At 71.2% G+C, this 14346-nt stretch carries 12 protein-coding genes and 1 pseudogene; 6 read left to right on the plus strand and 7 right to left on the minus strand.

The genetic code is table 11. The annotated features are described in order from the left end of the window. Positions 1-199: 199 nt before the first annotated feature. Positions 200-1368 (plus strand): IS3 family transposase gene (locus WMF20_RS21505; protein WP_437617151.1). Its coding sequence is split into 2 segments (ribosomal slippage): positions 200-452 and positions 452-1368, totalling 1170 coding nucleotides; the frame shifts between segments, so codons are not numbered across the junction. On the opposite strand, the gene WMF20_RS21510 is transcribed toward WMF20_RS21505, so the two are convergent. The 4 genes from WMF20_RS21510 to WMF20_RS21525 all read right to left on the minus strand — a co-directional run bounded on the left by WMF20_RS21510 (position 1256) and on the right by WMF20_RS21525 (position 4843). Beyond that, complete coding sequence (locus WMF20_RS21510) at positions 1256-1720, minus strand: SUMF1/EgtB/PvdO family nonheme iron enzyme (RefSeq protein ID WP_437616378.1); 465 nt, start codon at positions 1718-1720, stop codon at positions 1256-1258. The two genes, WMF20_RS21505 and WMF20_RS21510, sit on opposite strands and share 113 nt — an antisense overlap. Continuing rightward, positions 1633-2145 carry a hypothetical protein gene (locus tag WMF20_RS21515; RefSeq protein ID WP_437616380.1) on the minus strand — a complete coding sequence of 171 codons (513 nt, stop codon included), beginning with the start codon at positions 2143-2145 and terminating at the stop codon, positions 1633-1635. The genes WMF20_RS21510 and WMF20_RS21515 overlap by 88 nt, the downstream gene beginning before the upstream one ends. 492 nt (positions 2146-2637) lie before the next feature. Then, a complete protein-coding gene (locus WMF20_RS21520) occupies positions 2638-3855 on the minus strand; it encodes an MFS transporter (RefSeq protein ID WP_437616382.1) in 1218 nt (405 codons plus the stop codon). Positions 3856-4003: 148 nt separating this feature from the next. After that, positions 4004-4843: a hypothetical protein gene (locus WMF20_RS21525; protein WP_437616384.1), complete on the minus strand. Its 840-nt coding sequence runs from the start codon at positions 4841-4843 to the stop codon at positions 4004-4006. Between the two features lie 603 nt (positions 4844-5446). On the opposite strand from WMF20_RS21525, the gene WMF20_RS21530 reads away from it, so the two are divergent. Beyond that, positions 5447-6028: a hypothetical protein gene (locus WMF20_RS21530; protein ID WP_437616386.1), complete on the plus strand. Its 582-nt coding sequence runs from the start codon at positions 5447-5449 to the stop codon at positions 6026-6028. A gap of 203 nt (positions 6029-6231) precedes the next feature. Here the strand turns inward: WMF20_RS21530 and WMF20_RS21535 are convergent, their stop codons facing one another. Together WMF20_RS21535 and WMF20_RS21540 are read right to left on the minus strand one after the other, a co-directional pair. Continuing rightward, positions 6232-7104: a transposase gene (locus WMF20_RS21535; RefSeq protein ID WP_437617152.1), complete on the minus strand. Its 873-nt coding sequence runs from the start codon at positions 7102-7104 to the stop codon at positions 6232-6234. Next, positions 7038-7769 (minus strand): annotated as a pseudogene (locus tag WMF20_RS21540) (transposase zinc-binding domain-containing protein); the annotation flags it as partial. The gene WMF20_RS21535 and the pseudogene WMF20_RS21540, both read right to left, overlap by 67 nt. 826 nt (positions 7770-8595) lie before the next feature. On the opposite strand from WMF20_RS21540, the gene WMF20_RS21545 reads away from it, so the two are divergent. The 4 genes from WMF20_RS21545 (at position 8596) to WMF20_RS21560 (ending at position 12414) form a co-directional block, all read left to right on the plus strand. After that, positions 8596-8718, plus strand: a complete 123-nt coding sequence (locus WMF20_RS21545) for a hypothetical protein (protein WP_437616388.1) — start codon at positions 8596-8598, stop codon at positions 8716-8718. A 95-nt stretch (positions 8719-8813) separates the two neighbouring features. After that, the gene (locus WMF20_RS21550; RefSeq protein ID WP_437616390.1) at positions 8814-10202 is read left to right on the plus strand and encodes an MFS transporter; all 1389 of its coding nucleotides are present in this window, start codon (positions 8814-8816) and stop codon (positions 10200-10202) included. A 209-nt stretch (positions 10203-10411) separates the two neighbouring features. After that, a complete protein-coding gene (locus WMF20_RS21555; protein WP_437616392.1) occupies positions 10412-11188 on the plus strand; it encodes a YoaK family protein in 777 nt (258 codons plus the stop codon). Next, positions 11188-12414, plus strand: a complete 1227-nt coding sequence (locus WMF20_RS21560; RefSeq protein ID WP_437616394.1) for an MFS transporter — start codon at positions 11188-11190, stop codon at positions 12412-12414. The genes WMF20_RS21555 and WMF20_RS21560 overlap by 1 nt, the downstream gene beginning before the upstream one ends. 22 nt (positions 12415-12436) lie before the next feature. On the opposite strand, the gene WMF20_RS21565 is transcribed toward WMF20_RS21560, so the two are convergent. Continuing rightward, complete coding sequence (locus tag WMF20_RS21565) at positions 12437-14020, minus strand: protein kinase domain-containing protein (protein ID WP_437616396.1); 1584 nt, start codon at positions 14018-14020, stop codon at positions 12437-12439. Positions 14021-14346: the final 326 nt, after the last annotated feature.

Consider the following 14346-nt stretch of genomic DNA (forward strand, 5'->3'; position numbering starts at 1 on the left):
GGCCTGGGGCACCTGCGCCCGGGGGGATCGGCTCATGTGGCTGGCGGTCCGGGTGGGGGTGGACCGCAGGCGCATCGTCCTGGCCGCCTGCGCCTGCGCGCGGCTCACCCTCGAGCATGCCTTCGAGGAGGAGCAGAAGCTGCACCGGGTGGTCCTCCCCCGCTTCCGTCGACACCCCCGACGGCACCAGGAGGCAGGGATGGGACGGAGAAAGAGGAGGGCGTTCACGCCCGAGTTCAAGGCGGAGGCGGTACGGCTGGCGAAGGCGAGCGACCGGAGCATCGGCCAGGTGGCGAAGGACCTCGACCTGACCGAGACGGCGCTGCGCGACTGGATCAAGCGCGCGGACACCGACGCGGGCCACGGCCCGCCGGGGGCGCTGACGACGCCGGAGCGTGAGGAACTGCAGCGGCTGCGCCGCGACGTGAAGCGGCTGGAGATGGAGCGCGAGATCTTAAAAAAAGCGGCGGCCTCCTTCGCGAAGGAAAACGAGTGAGGTTCGAGTTCATCGACGCGGAGAAGGCGCACTACCCGGTGCTGGTGCTGTGCGCGGTGCTGCTGGTCTCGCGCAGCGGCTACTACGGGTGGGCCAAGCGCCCGAAGTCCGCGCGGGCCAAGTCCGACGCTCAACTGAGCGTGCAGATCAGGGCCGTGCACCACAAGAGCCGTGGCCGCTATGGCAGTCCGCGCATCCACGCGGAACTGCGTGCTCGCGGCATGCGTGTCGGCAAGAAACGGGTCGAGCGGCTGATGCGAGCTCAACGACTCGCGGCTCGGAGGAAGCGGCGCTTCCGCCGCACCACCGACTCGCGGCACAACGGCCCGATCGCCCCGAATGTGATCGAGCGGCAATTCGATGCTCGAGCGCCCAACCAGGTCTGGGTGACGGACGTGACGTACATTCCCACCGGCGAGGGCTGGCTGTACTTGGCCGTCATCCTGGACCTGTTCTCGCGCCGCGTGGTCGGCTGGGCCGCGAGCGCGTTCAACGATCGCGCCCTGGCGCTCACCGCGCTCGCGTTCGCCTTGGGAACGCGGCGGCCGGCGCCTGGGCTGGTGCACCACTCGGATCGTGGCAGCCCCTACGCCAGCGACGACTACCGGCTCGTGCTCGGGGCCCACGGGCTCATCCCGAGCATGAGCCGCGCCGGCGATTGCTGGGACAACGCCGTGGCCGAGAGCTTCTTCGCGACGCTGAAGGCGGAGCTGGTCGAGCACGAGCGCTACCCGACGCGAGCGGCCGCCATCGCCTCGGTCAGAGACTACATCGACAACTTCTACAACCTGAAACGCCGGCACTCACGGCTCGCCTACATGAGCCCGATCGAGTTCGAATTGAAGACCTACGTGACCGCGCGCGCGGCATAGTGAGACTGTCCGCGGAACCGGGGGAGGACCACCCTGCGAGGTATCGCCCTAGGGGTACTTGTGGCTTTTGCCCTCCCTGTCGATGGTACGCCGCGTACTGCCACTCGGCCTCCGTGGGCAGCCGCCCGCCGTCCCACGCGCAGAACGCCAGGGCGACGACCCAGTAGACGCAGTTGATCGGCGCGTTCTCGTTGGCGCCGGGCGTGTCCGTCCACGTCTTGTGCGACGAGCCGTTGCAAGCCATCGCCACGGGGAGAGCCTTCGTCAGCGCGTCATTCCACGCAGGGTCCCAGCCGGTGCGCGGGTCGGACGGGTGTTTGCCCGCGCCCGTGGGGACCTTGCCCATGACCATGGAGCCCACGAGAAGTGGCGGAAGCGCCCCACCGTGACCTCGAAGCGATCGAGCTTGAAGGAGCTCACCGTCGCGGGGGAAGCCACGCGGCTGTTCGTGTCGAAGCGCTGAAAGGTGCCGCCCGTGATCGTCTTGCTCTCGCAACAGCTCTCAGCGCCGCTCGGGCCGCAGGTCGCGGGGAGGTTCGCGCAGCTCGCCGGGTAGGCCCGGCACGCCCCCGCGGTGCAGTCCGGCGTGTCACCCCCGCAGGTCTTCGTGTCGCGCCACCGGTAATCCACGCCGCAGGTCTTCACCTGGTTGTCGAGGCACTGCACCTCGTTCGGCACGCAAACGCCAGGCTTCTCGTTGCCCATGTCGGGGATGCAGGCGACCGTCGCGAGGCCGCCGAGCGTGAGGAGCCATCGAACCCGCTGCTGCCCGTTCATCAGAACCCTCCATGTACCGAGAGGCCCAGCGCGCCGGGCCCGACCCACGGAGACGCGGAGACGCTCGCCCTCTCGACCTTCGCCGGAGCGCTCGGGGCCCGTACGATCCCCACCACCGCCGCGCCGATCGCGGCTGTTTTTTGGCTGAAGCCTCTTCCAGTCGAAGAGCTGCCGGTGGATCTCCTCGGCGAGGAAGCTCCGGTTATTGGCCAGCGCTCGCAGCACGGGGGGCTCCTGCGATCACGCTGTCTGCGCTACCGACGTCGACCTCGAGGGGCTTCCGGGCGCGGGCCACCACGATAGCGCCTTTTCCCCGAACTGGACAGCAGCGACCCAGGACCCCGCACCCGGAGTGCCGCACCAGAGGAGCCTGGCGGAGCAGCGAAAGGCGCTCCTGGCCACAGCGAGGGCGACGAAGAGCCCTTCCTCCTCCGCATCGGTCCGCGCAGAGAACCCCTTCCAGCCTGCCCGACAGATGTGTCGCCGGTCAGGTCACGACGTGGCGGCGGTGACGCCGTGCTCGGTGCCTGGTCTGCGCCAGAACGCGAGCACGAGCGCGGCGGTCCAGAGCTGGACGCCGACGATGACGGCGACACAGCCGGGCCAACCGGCGATCCTCCAGAAGAGTCCCGGGATGGTCGCTCCGGTGGTGCCCCCGAGATAATAGAAGGAGACATAGAGTCCGGCCGCCGACGAGCGGGCACGCCCGGCGGCGGCGCCGACATAGCTGTTCGCTGCGGACTGGCAGACGAAGATCGCCGAGGCGCACACCGTCAGGCCCGTGAGCACGGCCCACAGCGCCGGCACCAGCGTGAGCAGGACGCCACAGCTCGCGACGGCGAGCGCGACGACCAGCACCGGCCGAGCGCCGCGGCGGTCGAGCCAGCGACCGCCGATCGGCGTGACGACGATGCCACCGAGGTAAACGAAGAAGATCGATCCGAGCGCGACGGTCCCGAGCTGGAACGGCGGGCGCGAGAGGTAGAAGTTCACATAGGTGAACGTCGCCACGATGGAAAACAGGACGTTGAAGCCCACGGCGTACGCCGCCCAGAGACGCGGGGTGATGAGGTGTGCGAGCATGGCCCGGAGGGAGGTGCGCATGCTTGTCTCGCGGACAAAGCGCCGTGAAGGGGGCAGAAGGGCCCATAACGCGACCCCCGCCACGAGGTTCAAGCTCCCGAGGACGACGAACGACCACGTCCAGCCGAGGCGCGCGGCGATCAGGCCGGAGAGGAACCTGCCGGTGACGCCGCCGGCGATATTGCCGGTCACGTAACCAGCCATCGCTCGCCCGGCGCCCATGCCGGCCCACTCTTCGCTCACGTAGGCGATGGTCACCGCGAAGATGGCGGGCATGAACAGCCCCTGAAGGAAGCGAAAGACAATGAGCCCCTTGAGGCCCGACGCGGTCGCCGCGAGGAAGGTCGGCAGCGAGAGCGCGAACACGGCCGCCACGATGACCCGTTTGCGACCGATCATGTCGGCGAACGGGCCAATCAGCGGTGCTGCCAGGGCGACCGCGGTCGTGGTCGCGCTCACGGTGGCGCTCGCCTCGAGCGCCGAGCAGTGGAACGTGCGCGCGAGGAGCGGCAGTATGGCCTGGGTCGCGTAGAGATCGAGGAAGGCGCTGAACCCGGCCAGGGCAACGCCTATGACCGCGCGATTCGAGCGGGGAGCAGCCGTGGGCGATGCTGGCAGTATAGTCATGCTGTTCGGGCCGAGGGCTTGACGCGAAGGCGTTGCCTGAGACCTCTTCTCCTTTTCATGACGTGCCCAAAGGTCGCCTCCGGCGAGGCGCGCCGCTGCGAAGACGCCCCCGTGTAGCGCGAGGCCTCGCGCCTGTCGAGCAGGAGCATCAAAAGAGGTGATCGGCGATCTGTTGCATGGCCGCGCTCTTCAGGCGCAGGTACGTGCGGAACACTTCGCCGGCGTGGTCCAGGTCGACTTTCGGCGCGACGGCCGAGCAATAATGATCGAGCGCCGCGCAGGAGTGAGCAAAATGCGCCTTTTCGGTGCCGCCGTTGTGCACGTGGATCCAGGCGAGGAGCCGCCTTGCGTCCTTGTGCGACATCGACATCGGGCCTGAGGCCCAGCGCTCGAACCAGGGTGCGATGACCTCGAGCTCGGCGTGGGTGTATCCCTCGTGGACGAGCATCGAGAAGAGGCCAACCATGATCGGCTCCCGGAGCCGGACCGCCTCGAGCCACGCCTTGAACTTCACGGCCGAAGGGAGGCAGTACGCGCGGCTCTGCCATGCGTCGTCGCCTCCGCAAAAGCCGCTCGCCATCCGGTAGTAAAGCTCGAAGTGGACGTGCTGCCCCTTGACGCCGAGATCCTCGTCGGTCACGCGATGGAGCCGGCCGGCAGCGCGAGATAGATCGAGCGCCTGGCCCTGCGCCCCGCGGCCTAGCGCCGCTTCAGCTTCTGCTGTGATGCGGTTGGCGAGCCCCTGCACGGACATCGCCGAGTTGTTCGTCCGCTGCCACGACGCGAAGAAGGTACGCAGGGCATCGACGCTGTACTGCTTCTCGGTGAAACGCCTGAAGCTAGCGTTGATGGCCTGAACCGCACGTTCCTCGGCGCGGACGCTATCGAGCAGGACATCCCGCAGCGGCTTGTGCTCGAGCTGGCTGAAGGCATCTTCCATCTCAACGAACAGGTTGGTCGACTCCTGCTCTTTCACGGCATTCTCCATGGATCTCGTCTTTCTTTTCTGTGACGGTAAGAGCGCGCCGTTCCCGAGTCACTCCGGAACCAGATCCACGAACACCACGGACCTTTACAGCCTTTCGGTGCGGTGGTTGGATCGCGGATTGAGCGTCATGCCCACTGCCACCGGCGGCCGTAGAAGTCTTGACATTCTGGAAGCCATTTGGCTGTCCTACCCGCCTATCTGGCCGACGGTCGTTGCACTGGCCGTGCCGCTCACCGGATCGGTAGAGGTGGCTTGATAGGCAACCAGCGATTGGGCTTCGGCGCTGGCCGGATCCCTCCCGGCGCCGTCTGTATGGGGTGTGCTCGTGATGGTGGCGCGCAACTCAATCGAGCAAGGAGTTGCGCGATCGAGCAAGTGCGCTGTCATGGACGCGGACGAACGCGGTAGGCAATGACGCCGCATGGCCTGGTCGCTCGGAGTCGCCCGACGCCTCCGCATCCGGCTCCGCGCCCGCGCGGCGTGGTCGCCCCCCACCGACCTGCTCGCCCTACGCAGCCACCTTCTACGCCTGCCCGTCGAGCTTTCCGGGGCGGCTCGAAGGCGAAGATCGAGCTCAACGGCCTGGTCTTCCAGATCTCGGCCGTGAACGCGGGTCGCGTTGTCGCCGGGCACTTCCAGGTCGACACGCAGGGCCTGCTCTTCACCGGCCTCTCGCTCGCCGTCCACGCGGGCCTGCTCGCCGCGATGGCGTTCTTCATGCCGCCACTCGGCGCGACGGACGAGGACGGCATCTCCGCCGACCAGCAGTACCTCCTCCAGCAGTACCTCCAGGCCGCCGCCGAGAAGGAGCAAGAGGAGAAGCAGGAGGAGCAGGTCCAGGACAACAACGCCGACAACAAGGAGGGCGGCACCGGCACGCGCGCCAAGGGTGAAGAGGGTTCCATGGGCAACCCGAACACCAAGGCGACCGGCAACAAGTACGGCGTGCAAGGCCCGGCCGACAACGCCGACCCGCACATCGCTCGTCAGGCTGCGCTCCGCGACGCCGCGGAGTTCGGCATGATCGGCCTGCTCAACTCGGGCGCCGGCGGCGATCCGAACGCGCCCACCGCGCCCTGGGGTCGCGACGACTCGCTCGGCAACGACGCGCTGAGCGCCCGCGGCAACATGTGGGGCGCTGAAATCGGCGAGTCCTTCGGCGCGGGCGGCCTCGGCCGCGCGTAGGTAGAAGAAGCCGGATCGCAGCGCGAAGAAGTGTAGCGCAGTAAACCGAAAGGGTGGGGCCGCGAGCGTCGTGATGGCTCGGTCCTGGGCCGAAAGAGCGTGGTCCGGGGCGGCGCCGAGCGCGCTACGGGGCGCATCGACGTGCCGTGGGCCCATGTGTCCGTCCGGGCGTTGGTCTGGCCCGGGAGGCGCGTCGCGAGACGCTATGCGGCGTCACCGGGCGCCTTGCGGCGCAGAACGGTGCTCTTCCAGTACGGCGGCCCTCGGTTGGGAGAGCGTGCTGGGACGTCGGTCGGCTCGCCGAGCGCGGAGAGGAAGCGGGCGATGTTCCTTGGCTCGGTCACCATGGCGACGAGTTTCATCCGCCCCTTGCAAGTTGGGCACTCGAGGACGTCGATCGCAAATGTGCGGCGCAAGAGCTCGGCCCACGGCCGATAGCCGCCACGCTTGCGTTTCGAAGCGGCGTCTTCGTCCGCCCTCGTAGGCTCTTGTGGCTTCGCAGGGCGCGGTCCGATGCGCTTGCGCCATGGACTTGCCGAGGCGAGCACCCCCGCGTACTTGACGGTGTGAAAGCGCGGCGGCGGGACGCTGGCCGCGAGGCGGCACAAGAGCGAGAGCGGATCCATGTCCACCGCGACAGTCCCGTCAGCGAAGGCGCGCTTGAGCGACAGCCGCACCAGGCCGTCCTGCTGCGGCTGGACGCGCTCTTTTGCGATCGGGGGTCGCAGCACGTAACGCAGCAGCGCCTCCCTCGCTGCGGCATGGTGCGCACCGGCGCGCGTCGCTGCGTGCAAGGTGAAGCCATCGAGCGCAGCGCACAGCGGCTTGTCGTACGCGAGCGCGCTCGGAGAAGACGGCGAGAGCCCGCGGAGCCATTGCGGGGCGACGACGTGTGGCGCGACTCTCGTCCCGAGACGGCGGAGGCACAGAGCGCTGCCTCGGGCTCGCCGTCCTCCTCGACGTCGTGCTCGATCTCGAGATGCCCGTGCCGCCGGAGGTAACGGAGCATCCGCCCGACGGCGTGCTCTATGACCTGACCGACCTCGCCCGTTCGCAGGTGACCGAGTTCGTTCCACACGAGCTCGGTGCCGTCTTCGTGATAAGCCCCGTCGAGGAAGACCACGTGCAGATGCGGATTGAGCCGCATGTCGCCGGACGTGCGTTGCACGTCGGTCACCGCGCCGCTCTTGACCGCGCCGCACGCGCCTCGGCGCGCGGCGCGCTCTTCGTAGAACCGCTCCACGCTCTCGACGAAGAGGCGGGTCAGCACGCCGAACAACGCCCCGTCCTGGGCGAGCCTGCGCCGCCACGGAAACGGAGACGTCACCCCCCACGGACGGTGCGCCACCTCGGGCAGGACGTCCTCGATCAGGTTCGCCGCCGTGGCACACATGCGTCGGCCCAGACACGACGGGCAGAAACCGCGTCCTTTACAGCTGAAGGTCACCAGCCGACTCTCTTCGCAGCGCTCGCGCCGGAGCCGCGCGAACCCGCGGCAGAGCAGCCCGCAGTCGAGGTAGGCTTCGAGCTCCTTCTTCGCGTGCTTGGGTATCCGGACGGCGATGGCGCCGTCGTCGATGGCCCCGTACAGCGTCTCCACGTTGTCGCGCACGATCTCGTAGAGCGTCGTCTTCTCGGGGCGACGGCGCTCGTAGACGACGCCCGTGGTGCGAGCCGCGCTGGCCACACGGCGCCGACACCGCACGCCGCACGCCACGCGGTGACGGCGCGTTTTCGCCACGAATTTCGACAACCCGCCGGGCTATCGCCCATGGCGGAGCGGCGGGCCGGGGGGCGGCGGGCCGCGACGCGCGCTGCCGCGGCGGCGGAGGCGCTCGCCGAGCACCCGGCTCGCGCTCGATATGTCGGCGCGCGAGAACGCAGAGCGCGAGCGGGCAGCGTTGCAGGAGGAGATCATCCGGGTGCAGCAGAGCCGGCTAGCGGAGCTGTCCACGCGATGATCCCGATCACCGAGCAGGTGATGGTCATGCCTCTCATTGGGACCATGGATGAGCAGCGTGCCAGGCACGTGCTTGAATCTGCGCTCTCTAGCGCCGAGGCGTGGTGCGCGTGCCGCCTTCGTGCCAGCATGCAGGAGCCGCTTCGCCACTCGTTTTCCCACCGCTCCCCGCGGCGTCCGCAGTTCCGCCATGGCGTCGCCATGCAGCATCGCGGCGAGAGAGGGTCGTCGCCTGCGCACGCCGCCGCGCTTGCCTCCCGGCACAGGCCTGGTGCTTGCCGGCATCACTTTCCGGATGCCTCCGGGGCGCTTCGGCACGCAACCGCCGCGCGTGGGCGATCCCAGTAGAGCCTGCGGGCACTGGCGAGCGGCAAGGCTCCGCCAGCGGCCCGCTGACCTCTCACGCCCCCTCGGGAGAGCCCCACCCCGCGCGGCGCAGCGTATGCATCGCATCACGTACGCACGGGCAGCGCTCCCGGCGCTGAAGGGGGAAATCATGGCAACGAGGGGGCCCGAAGATCGCGAATGGCTCGCAGAACGGGGCGAGGCGGGTGTCCTCCAGGCACGCAGCGCGCTGGCAGGCGAGCCGTCGAGGTCCTCCGCGCCCATGGCCACGAGCGTCCTCGGCGCCGCGCCGGTCGCGCCCGTCGCCTCGTCCGTGCCGGGGTCGACCGAGATCCCGAGCCGCACCGCCGTCTCGAGCCGCACGGCATCCGTGCTCCGGCGGTGACCGACCCTCCGAGCGAGCCCCTCCCGCGGACGCGCTTCGCACGCCGGATCGGCGATGCGCTGCTGCGACAGCTCGGAGGGCGAGCGCAGGCCAGGGTGATCGTCCTGATGGCGCTCGTGCTGTCGCTCGACAGCGCCGACGCCGGCGCGATCGGGGGCATGGCCGCGCCGCTGCAGGGGTCGCTCGGCATCGACAGCACCCAGCTCGGCCTGTTGTTCACGGTCGAATCCGCCGTCGCCGCCGCCGGCACCCTCGTGTTCGGCTGGCTTGTCGATCGCAGGGCGCGGACACGGCTCCTGGCGCTGACGATCGTGCTGTGGGGCGTGGCGATGGTCGCCTGCGGCGCCGCGACCTCCTACGCCGCCCTCCTCGCCGCGCAGGTCGCGCTCGGCGCCGTCATCGCGGCCGCGCAACCCGCGGTCGCGTCCCTCGTCGGCGACTACTCTCCACCCGATCTGCGCGGTCGGGTGTTCGGCTTCATCCTCTCGGGCGAGCTGATCGGCACGGCGATCGGCGTCATCGCCGCGGGATTGCTGGCCGAGATCTCGTGGCGCCTCGGCTTCTGGGCCCTCGCGCTGCCGACGCCCTTTCTGGCGTGGGCCATCCACCGCCTCCCCGAGCCGGCGCGCGGCGGCGCGAGCTGGCTCCAGCCAGGTCAGGAACGCATCGAAGCGCGTCCGGGCGCGGCGGCGTCGCGCGACGAGGGGCCGTGGCCCCGTCCGGCGCAGAGCGTCGGCGCCAGGGCGCGCGCGGCCGGCGTCGAGCCGCGCGAGCGCCTCGTCCACGACGCCGACAGGCGCGAGCGGTCGTTTCTCCGGGCGCTCGGCTCCGTGCTCCGCATCCCGACCAACCTGGTCCTGATCATCAGCTCCGCGCTCGGCTACTACTTCTTCGGCGGGCTGCGCATCTTCTCCGTCGAGCTCCTGACAGACCGCTACCACCTCAGCCACCAGGCGGCCCTCGGCGCCGCCGCGATCGTGGGATCCGGCGCGGTCCTCGGCGTCTACGTCGGCGGCAGGGGCGTCGATGGGCTGCTCGCCCGCGGGCACGAGACGGCGCGCATCTGGGTGGCCGCGTGCGCGTACCTGGCGAGCACGGCGCTGTTCTTTCTCGGCCTGCTCTCCGCCGCGCTCGCCGCCGCGCTGATCCTGTACGTCATCGCCGCGTTCGCGCTCGCGGCCGCCAACCCTCCGCTCGACGCGGCGCGGCTCGACATCGTGCCCTCGCACCTGTGGGGTCGCGCCGAAGGCGTCCGGATGACGGTACGCAAAGCGGCGGAGGCCGCCGCGCCGGTGGCCTTCGGGTACGTCGCCGAGAACGTCTTCGCCGGCGGCCCGTCACCCCTGCGCGCGACCTTCTCCGTCATGCTCATCTCGCTGTGCGGAAGCGGGCTCATCACCCTGATCGCGCTCCGCACGTACCTCCGCGACGCCGCCAGCGCCGACGCGCTCACAGAGCGAGCGCGAGGGCGTGGTCGCCGCTGAGCCCCGGGAAAGGGCCCGCCCCTTTCCGAGCGCTCGCCGACCTCGAAGCCCTCCATGCCCTGGCCGAGCGCCTCCTCCCCCCGGCGCCAACCGGAGGCGGCGGCCTCGGCGCGGCGGCTCGACCTCGATGACGAGCCTCGCCCCCGCGACGATCGCGCGGTGGCACGACGCGATCCTCGTGGCGCAGCGGTTGCAGCTCGCGCGGCGGCATGGACCGGCCGGTGAACGTGATCGAGGCGAGGTTCGGCGTGGCTGCCGTGCTCGCCTTCGTGTCCGGGGCCGTCGACGTGATCGGCTGGCTGTCGCTCGATCACCTCTACACGACGCACATGACGGGCAACAGCGCCGCGCTCGGCCAGGCCATCGCCCGCGGAGATGCGCGCGCGATCGTGACGCGCGGGCTCCCGGCCGTCGTCTTCATGGCGGGCGTGGTCTGCGGCGCCACGCTCGCCGAGGTCTGCGCCCACCGCGGCGTGCGCGCCGACGTCGCGCCGGGCCTCGCGCTCACCGCGGCCCTGCTCGGGGGCTTCCTCGTCGGGGTGAGCGTGACCGCGCACGCGGGGCCGGTCCCGCTCGAGCCGGCGTGGGCGTTCGACCTGCAGGCGTCGCTCGTCAGCCTGGCGATGGGGGTGCAGACGGCCACGTTCCGCCGCATCGACGGCGTGACGGTGCGCACCACGTACATCACCGGCATGCTCACCAACTTCGCCGAAGAGCTGGCCCAGCTGCTCGCCAGGCCTCGCGACGCCCCCGTCGACCTGCGCTCGACGGCGCGACACCTCGTGGCCACGGGGATCATCTGGCCGAGCTTCGTGACGGGCGCCGCCGCGAGCGCGCTCGCGCACGCGCGCTGGGGGGCGCGCGCGCTGGCGATCCCGGTCCTGCTGCTCGTCTCGCTGGTGGTGCTCGACCTCGCGTGGCCCGTGGGCGGGCCCAGCGGGACGGCCGCGTGGCGGCGGGAGCAGCGGCGCCGGAGCGGCGAGTGATGCGGCCAGCGCGGGCGCAGCTCTCGAGCGCGGAGCGACGCCTCCTCCTTCTCCTCGGCGCCCCCGGCCTGGGGCTGTCGCTGTCCCTCACGGTCATCTCCACATACCTCCCCGTGCTCGCGCGCGGGTTCACGGGATCGCGCGCCGGCATCGGCGCGCTCGTCGGCGGCGAGGGGCTCGTCGCCTTGCTCGTCCCCCTCTGGATCGGCGGCCTCTCCGATCGCGTCGACACCCGGTTCGGCCGCCGTGTCCCGTTCCTGATGGCGACCGCGCCCGTCGCGGCGGTCGCCCTCGCGCTCATCCCGCTCGCGCGCTCGCTCCCCGTCATGGCCGTGGAGGTGTTCTTCTTCTACGCCGCCTATTTCACCTATCTCGCCCCCTACCGCGCGCTCTACGCCGATCTCGTCCCCCTGAGCCTGAGCGGCCGCGCGCAGGGGATCCAGGGCATCTTCAGCCAGGTGGGCCTCGGATCCGCGCTCGTCGGCGGCGGGCTGCTCCTCGAGCTCTGGCGGCCGCTGCCGTACCTCGTCGCGGCCGCCGCCTTGCTCCTCGGGACCGCGCTGCTCGTGCTCGGGCTGCGCGGGACCGCACGGCCGTCCGCGGTCCCCCAGCGTGGCTCCCGCTCGTCGGCCGCGGAGGTCTGGGCGCTGCTCCGTCACCACCGGGCCATCCGCGCGCTCATGATCGCCAACGCGCTCCTCTCGCTCACGCTCGGCGGCATGAAGGCCTTCGTCGTGCTCTGGCTGACCGAGGGGCTCGGCAAGAGCATGAAGTTCATCGCCGGCGCGATGACCGTCGTCGCCGTGGGGGCCCTCCTCGGCGCGCTCGTGAGCGGCCAGCTCGCGGACCGGCACGGCGCGGCGCGCGTCCTCGCGCGCACGCTCGTCGTCTTCGGGCTCGGGCTGGCCCTCCCCGCCTTCTCCAGCTCCACGCTCCTCCTCGGCGCGGAGCTCCCGCTCATCGCCTTCTGCGGCGGGGCAGCGAGCACCCTGCCCTACGCGATCGTCATGCAGCGGATGCCCGCTCGAAGCCACGGCGCCGCGGCGGGCCTCTTCGACGTGAGCGGCGGCGTCGGGACGCTCCTTGGGCCCGCGCTCACCGGCGCGGCCATCGACCTCCTGCGTCCGCTCTTCGCCTCCACCCAGGGGTACGCCGCGATGTGGCTCGTGCTCAGCGCGTCGACGCTCGCGAGCGTCGCGATGCTGCGGCGCGCACGGAGCGGCTGACGCCCGGGATCCCGCCGGGCCCTCACTCGCCCCGCTCGAGGAGGTCCCGCGTCGCGCGCTCGAGCAGATCGTGCGCGGTCGTGTCGTCCTCCTCGAGGTGGGCGACGCCGATCCGGAGGGTCATCCGGACGGGCATCGACGGGATGCGCCGGAACCGGTGCTGGCGCACCTTCTCGCCGAGCACCTTCGCGAACGCGGACGCCCGCGTCCGGCCGATCCCGGGGCGGACGATCGCGAGGAGGTCGCGGCGGTACCGCCCGAGCAGCCCGTCCTCCGGCACGTAGATCCGGACCACGCGCGCGAGGTCGTTGAGGATGCGGTCGACCGCCGCCCGCCCGTGCTTCTCCTCGACCTCCTGGAGGCCGTCCACGCCGAGCAGCAGCAGGGACAGCCGCCGGGTCCGCTGCTCCCTGGCGCGCTGGACCTCCTTCTTGAGGAAGGCCCGGAGCCGCTCCTCATGGACGACCTCGGCGAGATCCTCGTCGCGGTGCCGCGCGTCACCGGCGAGCTTCGGCGCGGGGTCCAGCGGCCTCGGCGCGGGGTCCAGCGGCCTCGGCGCGGGGTCGGGCGGCCTCGGTCCCGGATCGGGCGGCTTCGGCCCGGGGTCCGGCGGGGCGGCGGCGCGCCGGTCGTCGAGCTCGAGGCTGCGGCGCGACGACGGCGGCGGGTTCGTGGGCGGAACCGGCCCGGGGGGCGGGCTCGACGGCGCGGGCGCGCCGAGCGCCTCGGCCATCAGGGCGACGGCCGTTGTGGCGCGGTCGAACCGGTCCCTCGGATCGATCGCGGTCGCCTGCTGGAACCAGGCGTCGAAGGCGGGCGGCAGCCGGACGGTGCGGCGCCGCGCGGCGCGGGCGCTCGCGGGCTCGGGCAGCCCCGCCGCCATCCGCTGGAGGAGCGCGAAGATCGAGGGCAGGACGTTGGCCTCGGTCAGCCAGTAGGGGCTGCCCACGAGCAGCGTGAAGGCCACGTGCGCCAGCGCGTGGATGTCGGCCTTCGGCCCCACGGCGCCGTCGCCGCGGATCTGCTCGGGGGCCATGTAGAGCGGCGTCCCGAGGATCGCGGTGCGGTCCGCCATGCTGCTCTGCGCCGCGATCTTCGCCAGGCCGAAATCGAGGACCTTGACGCACGGGGAGCCGTCGTCCCGCCGCGTCAAGAAGAGGTTCGCCGGCTTGAGGTCGCGATGGACGATGGCCGCCGCGTGCATCTTGTCGAGCGCGCGCGCGACCTGGGAGAGGTAGAGCACCACCTCCACCGCCGGCAGCGGGCCGCGGCGCGCCGACAGGCTCGCGAGCTCCTCGCCCTGGAGCAGGTCCATGACGAGGAAGGGCATCCCGGAGTCGGCGTCGATGCCGGCGTCGGAGACCGGGACAATGTGATCGCTCTCGATCCCGCCGGTGATCTTGGCCTCCTGGGCGAACCGGGCGCGCATGCCGGGGTCCTGGATGGATCCCGGGAGCATCACCTTGAGCGCGCGGCGGCGGTCCGTGACCTCGTCGACGACCTCGTACACCGCCCCCATCCCGCCCGCCTTGAGCGAGCGGACCACGCGGTATCGCCCGTGGAAAAGCGTGTCGGGTCGGAGCTGCGCGAGGCTCGGCGGATCCATCGGGAGATCGAGGCCACGGGAGCATAGATCGGACGGGGCCCGGGCCGGACACCGTTCGCGACGGCGCGGCGCCGCGGGCGCGGCGTTCATCGCGATGCGGGGCTCGTCGCGGGGGCGCGGCGCCCGATTCGGGAGAGCGCCGCGCCGGCGCGAGCGCGCCCCGGAACCACGGCCGCGCCGGCCCGGTTGCACCATGGACGCGCGCCGGCGTGCGGGCGGCGGCGCCGCAGCGGGCGCGCCGGTAGTACGCCCCGCGAGGCGGTGGTCGGCGGAAAACTCGACGCCCCCGGCGCCCGCGTGGTAGCTCCGCCGGGTGGGTTCGTCTG

Origin of the sequence: Sorangium sp. So ce834 (genome assembly GCF_051521425.1) — a bacterium.
Taxonomy (GTDB): Bacteria; Myxococcota_A; Polyangia; order Polyangiales; family Polyangiaceae; genus Sorangium; species Sorangium cellulosum_D.

Coding starts and splice junctions, on each gene's coding strand:
- WMF20_RS21515 (WP_437616380.1), bottom strand. CDS start 2,145: ATGAACGGGCAGCAGCGGGTTCGATGGCTCCTCACGCTCGGCGGCCTC.
- WMF20_RS21565 (WP_437616396.1), bottom strand. CDS start 14,020: ATGGATCCGCCGAGCCTCGCGCAGCTCCGACCCGACACGCTTTTCCAC.
- WMF20_RS21520 (WP_437616382.1), bottom strand. CDS start 3,855: ATGACTATACTGCCAGCATCGCCCACGGCTGCTCCCCGCTCGAATCGC.
- WMF20_RS21545 (WP_437616388.1), top strand. CDS start 8,596: ATGGCCACGAGCGTCCTCGGCGCCGCGCCGGTCGCGCCCGTCGCCTCG.
- WMF20_RS21555 (WP_437616392.1), top strand. CDS start 10,412: ATGGACCGGCCGGTGAACGTGATCGAGGCGAGGTTCGGCGTGGCTGCC.
- WMF20_RS21560 (WP_437616394.1), top strand. CDS start 11,188: ATGCGGCCAGCGCGGGCGCAGCTCTCGAGCGCGGAGCGACGCCTCCTC.
- WMF20_RS21525 (WP_437616384.1), bottom strand. CDS start 4,843: ATGGAGAATGCCGTGAAAGAGCAGGAGTCGACCAACCTGTTCGTTGAG.
- WMF20_RS21510 (WP_437616378.1), bottom strand. CDS start 1,720: ATGGTCATGGGCAAGGTCCCCACGGGCGCGGGCAAACACCCGTCCGAC.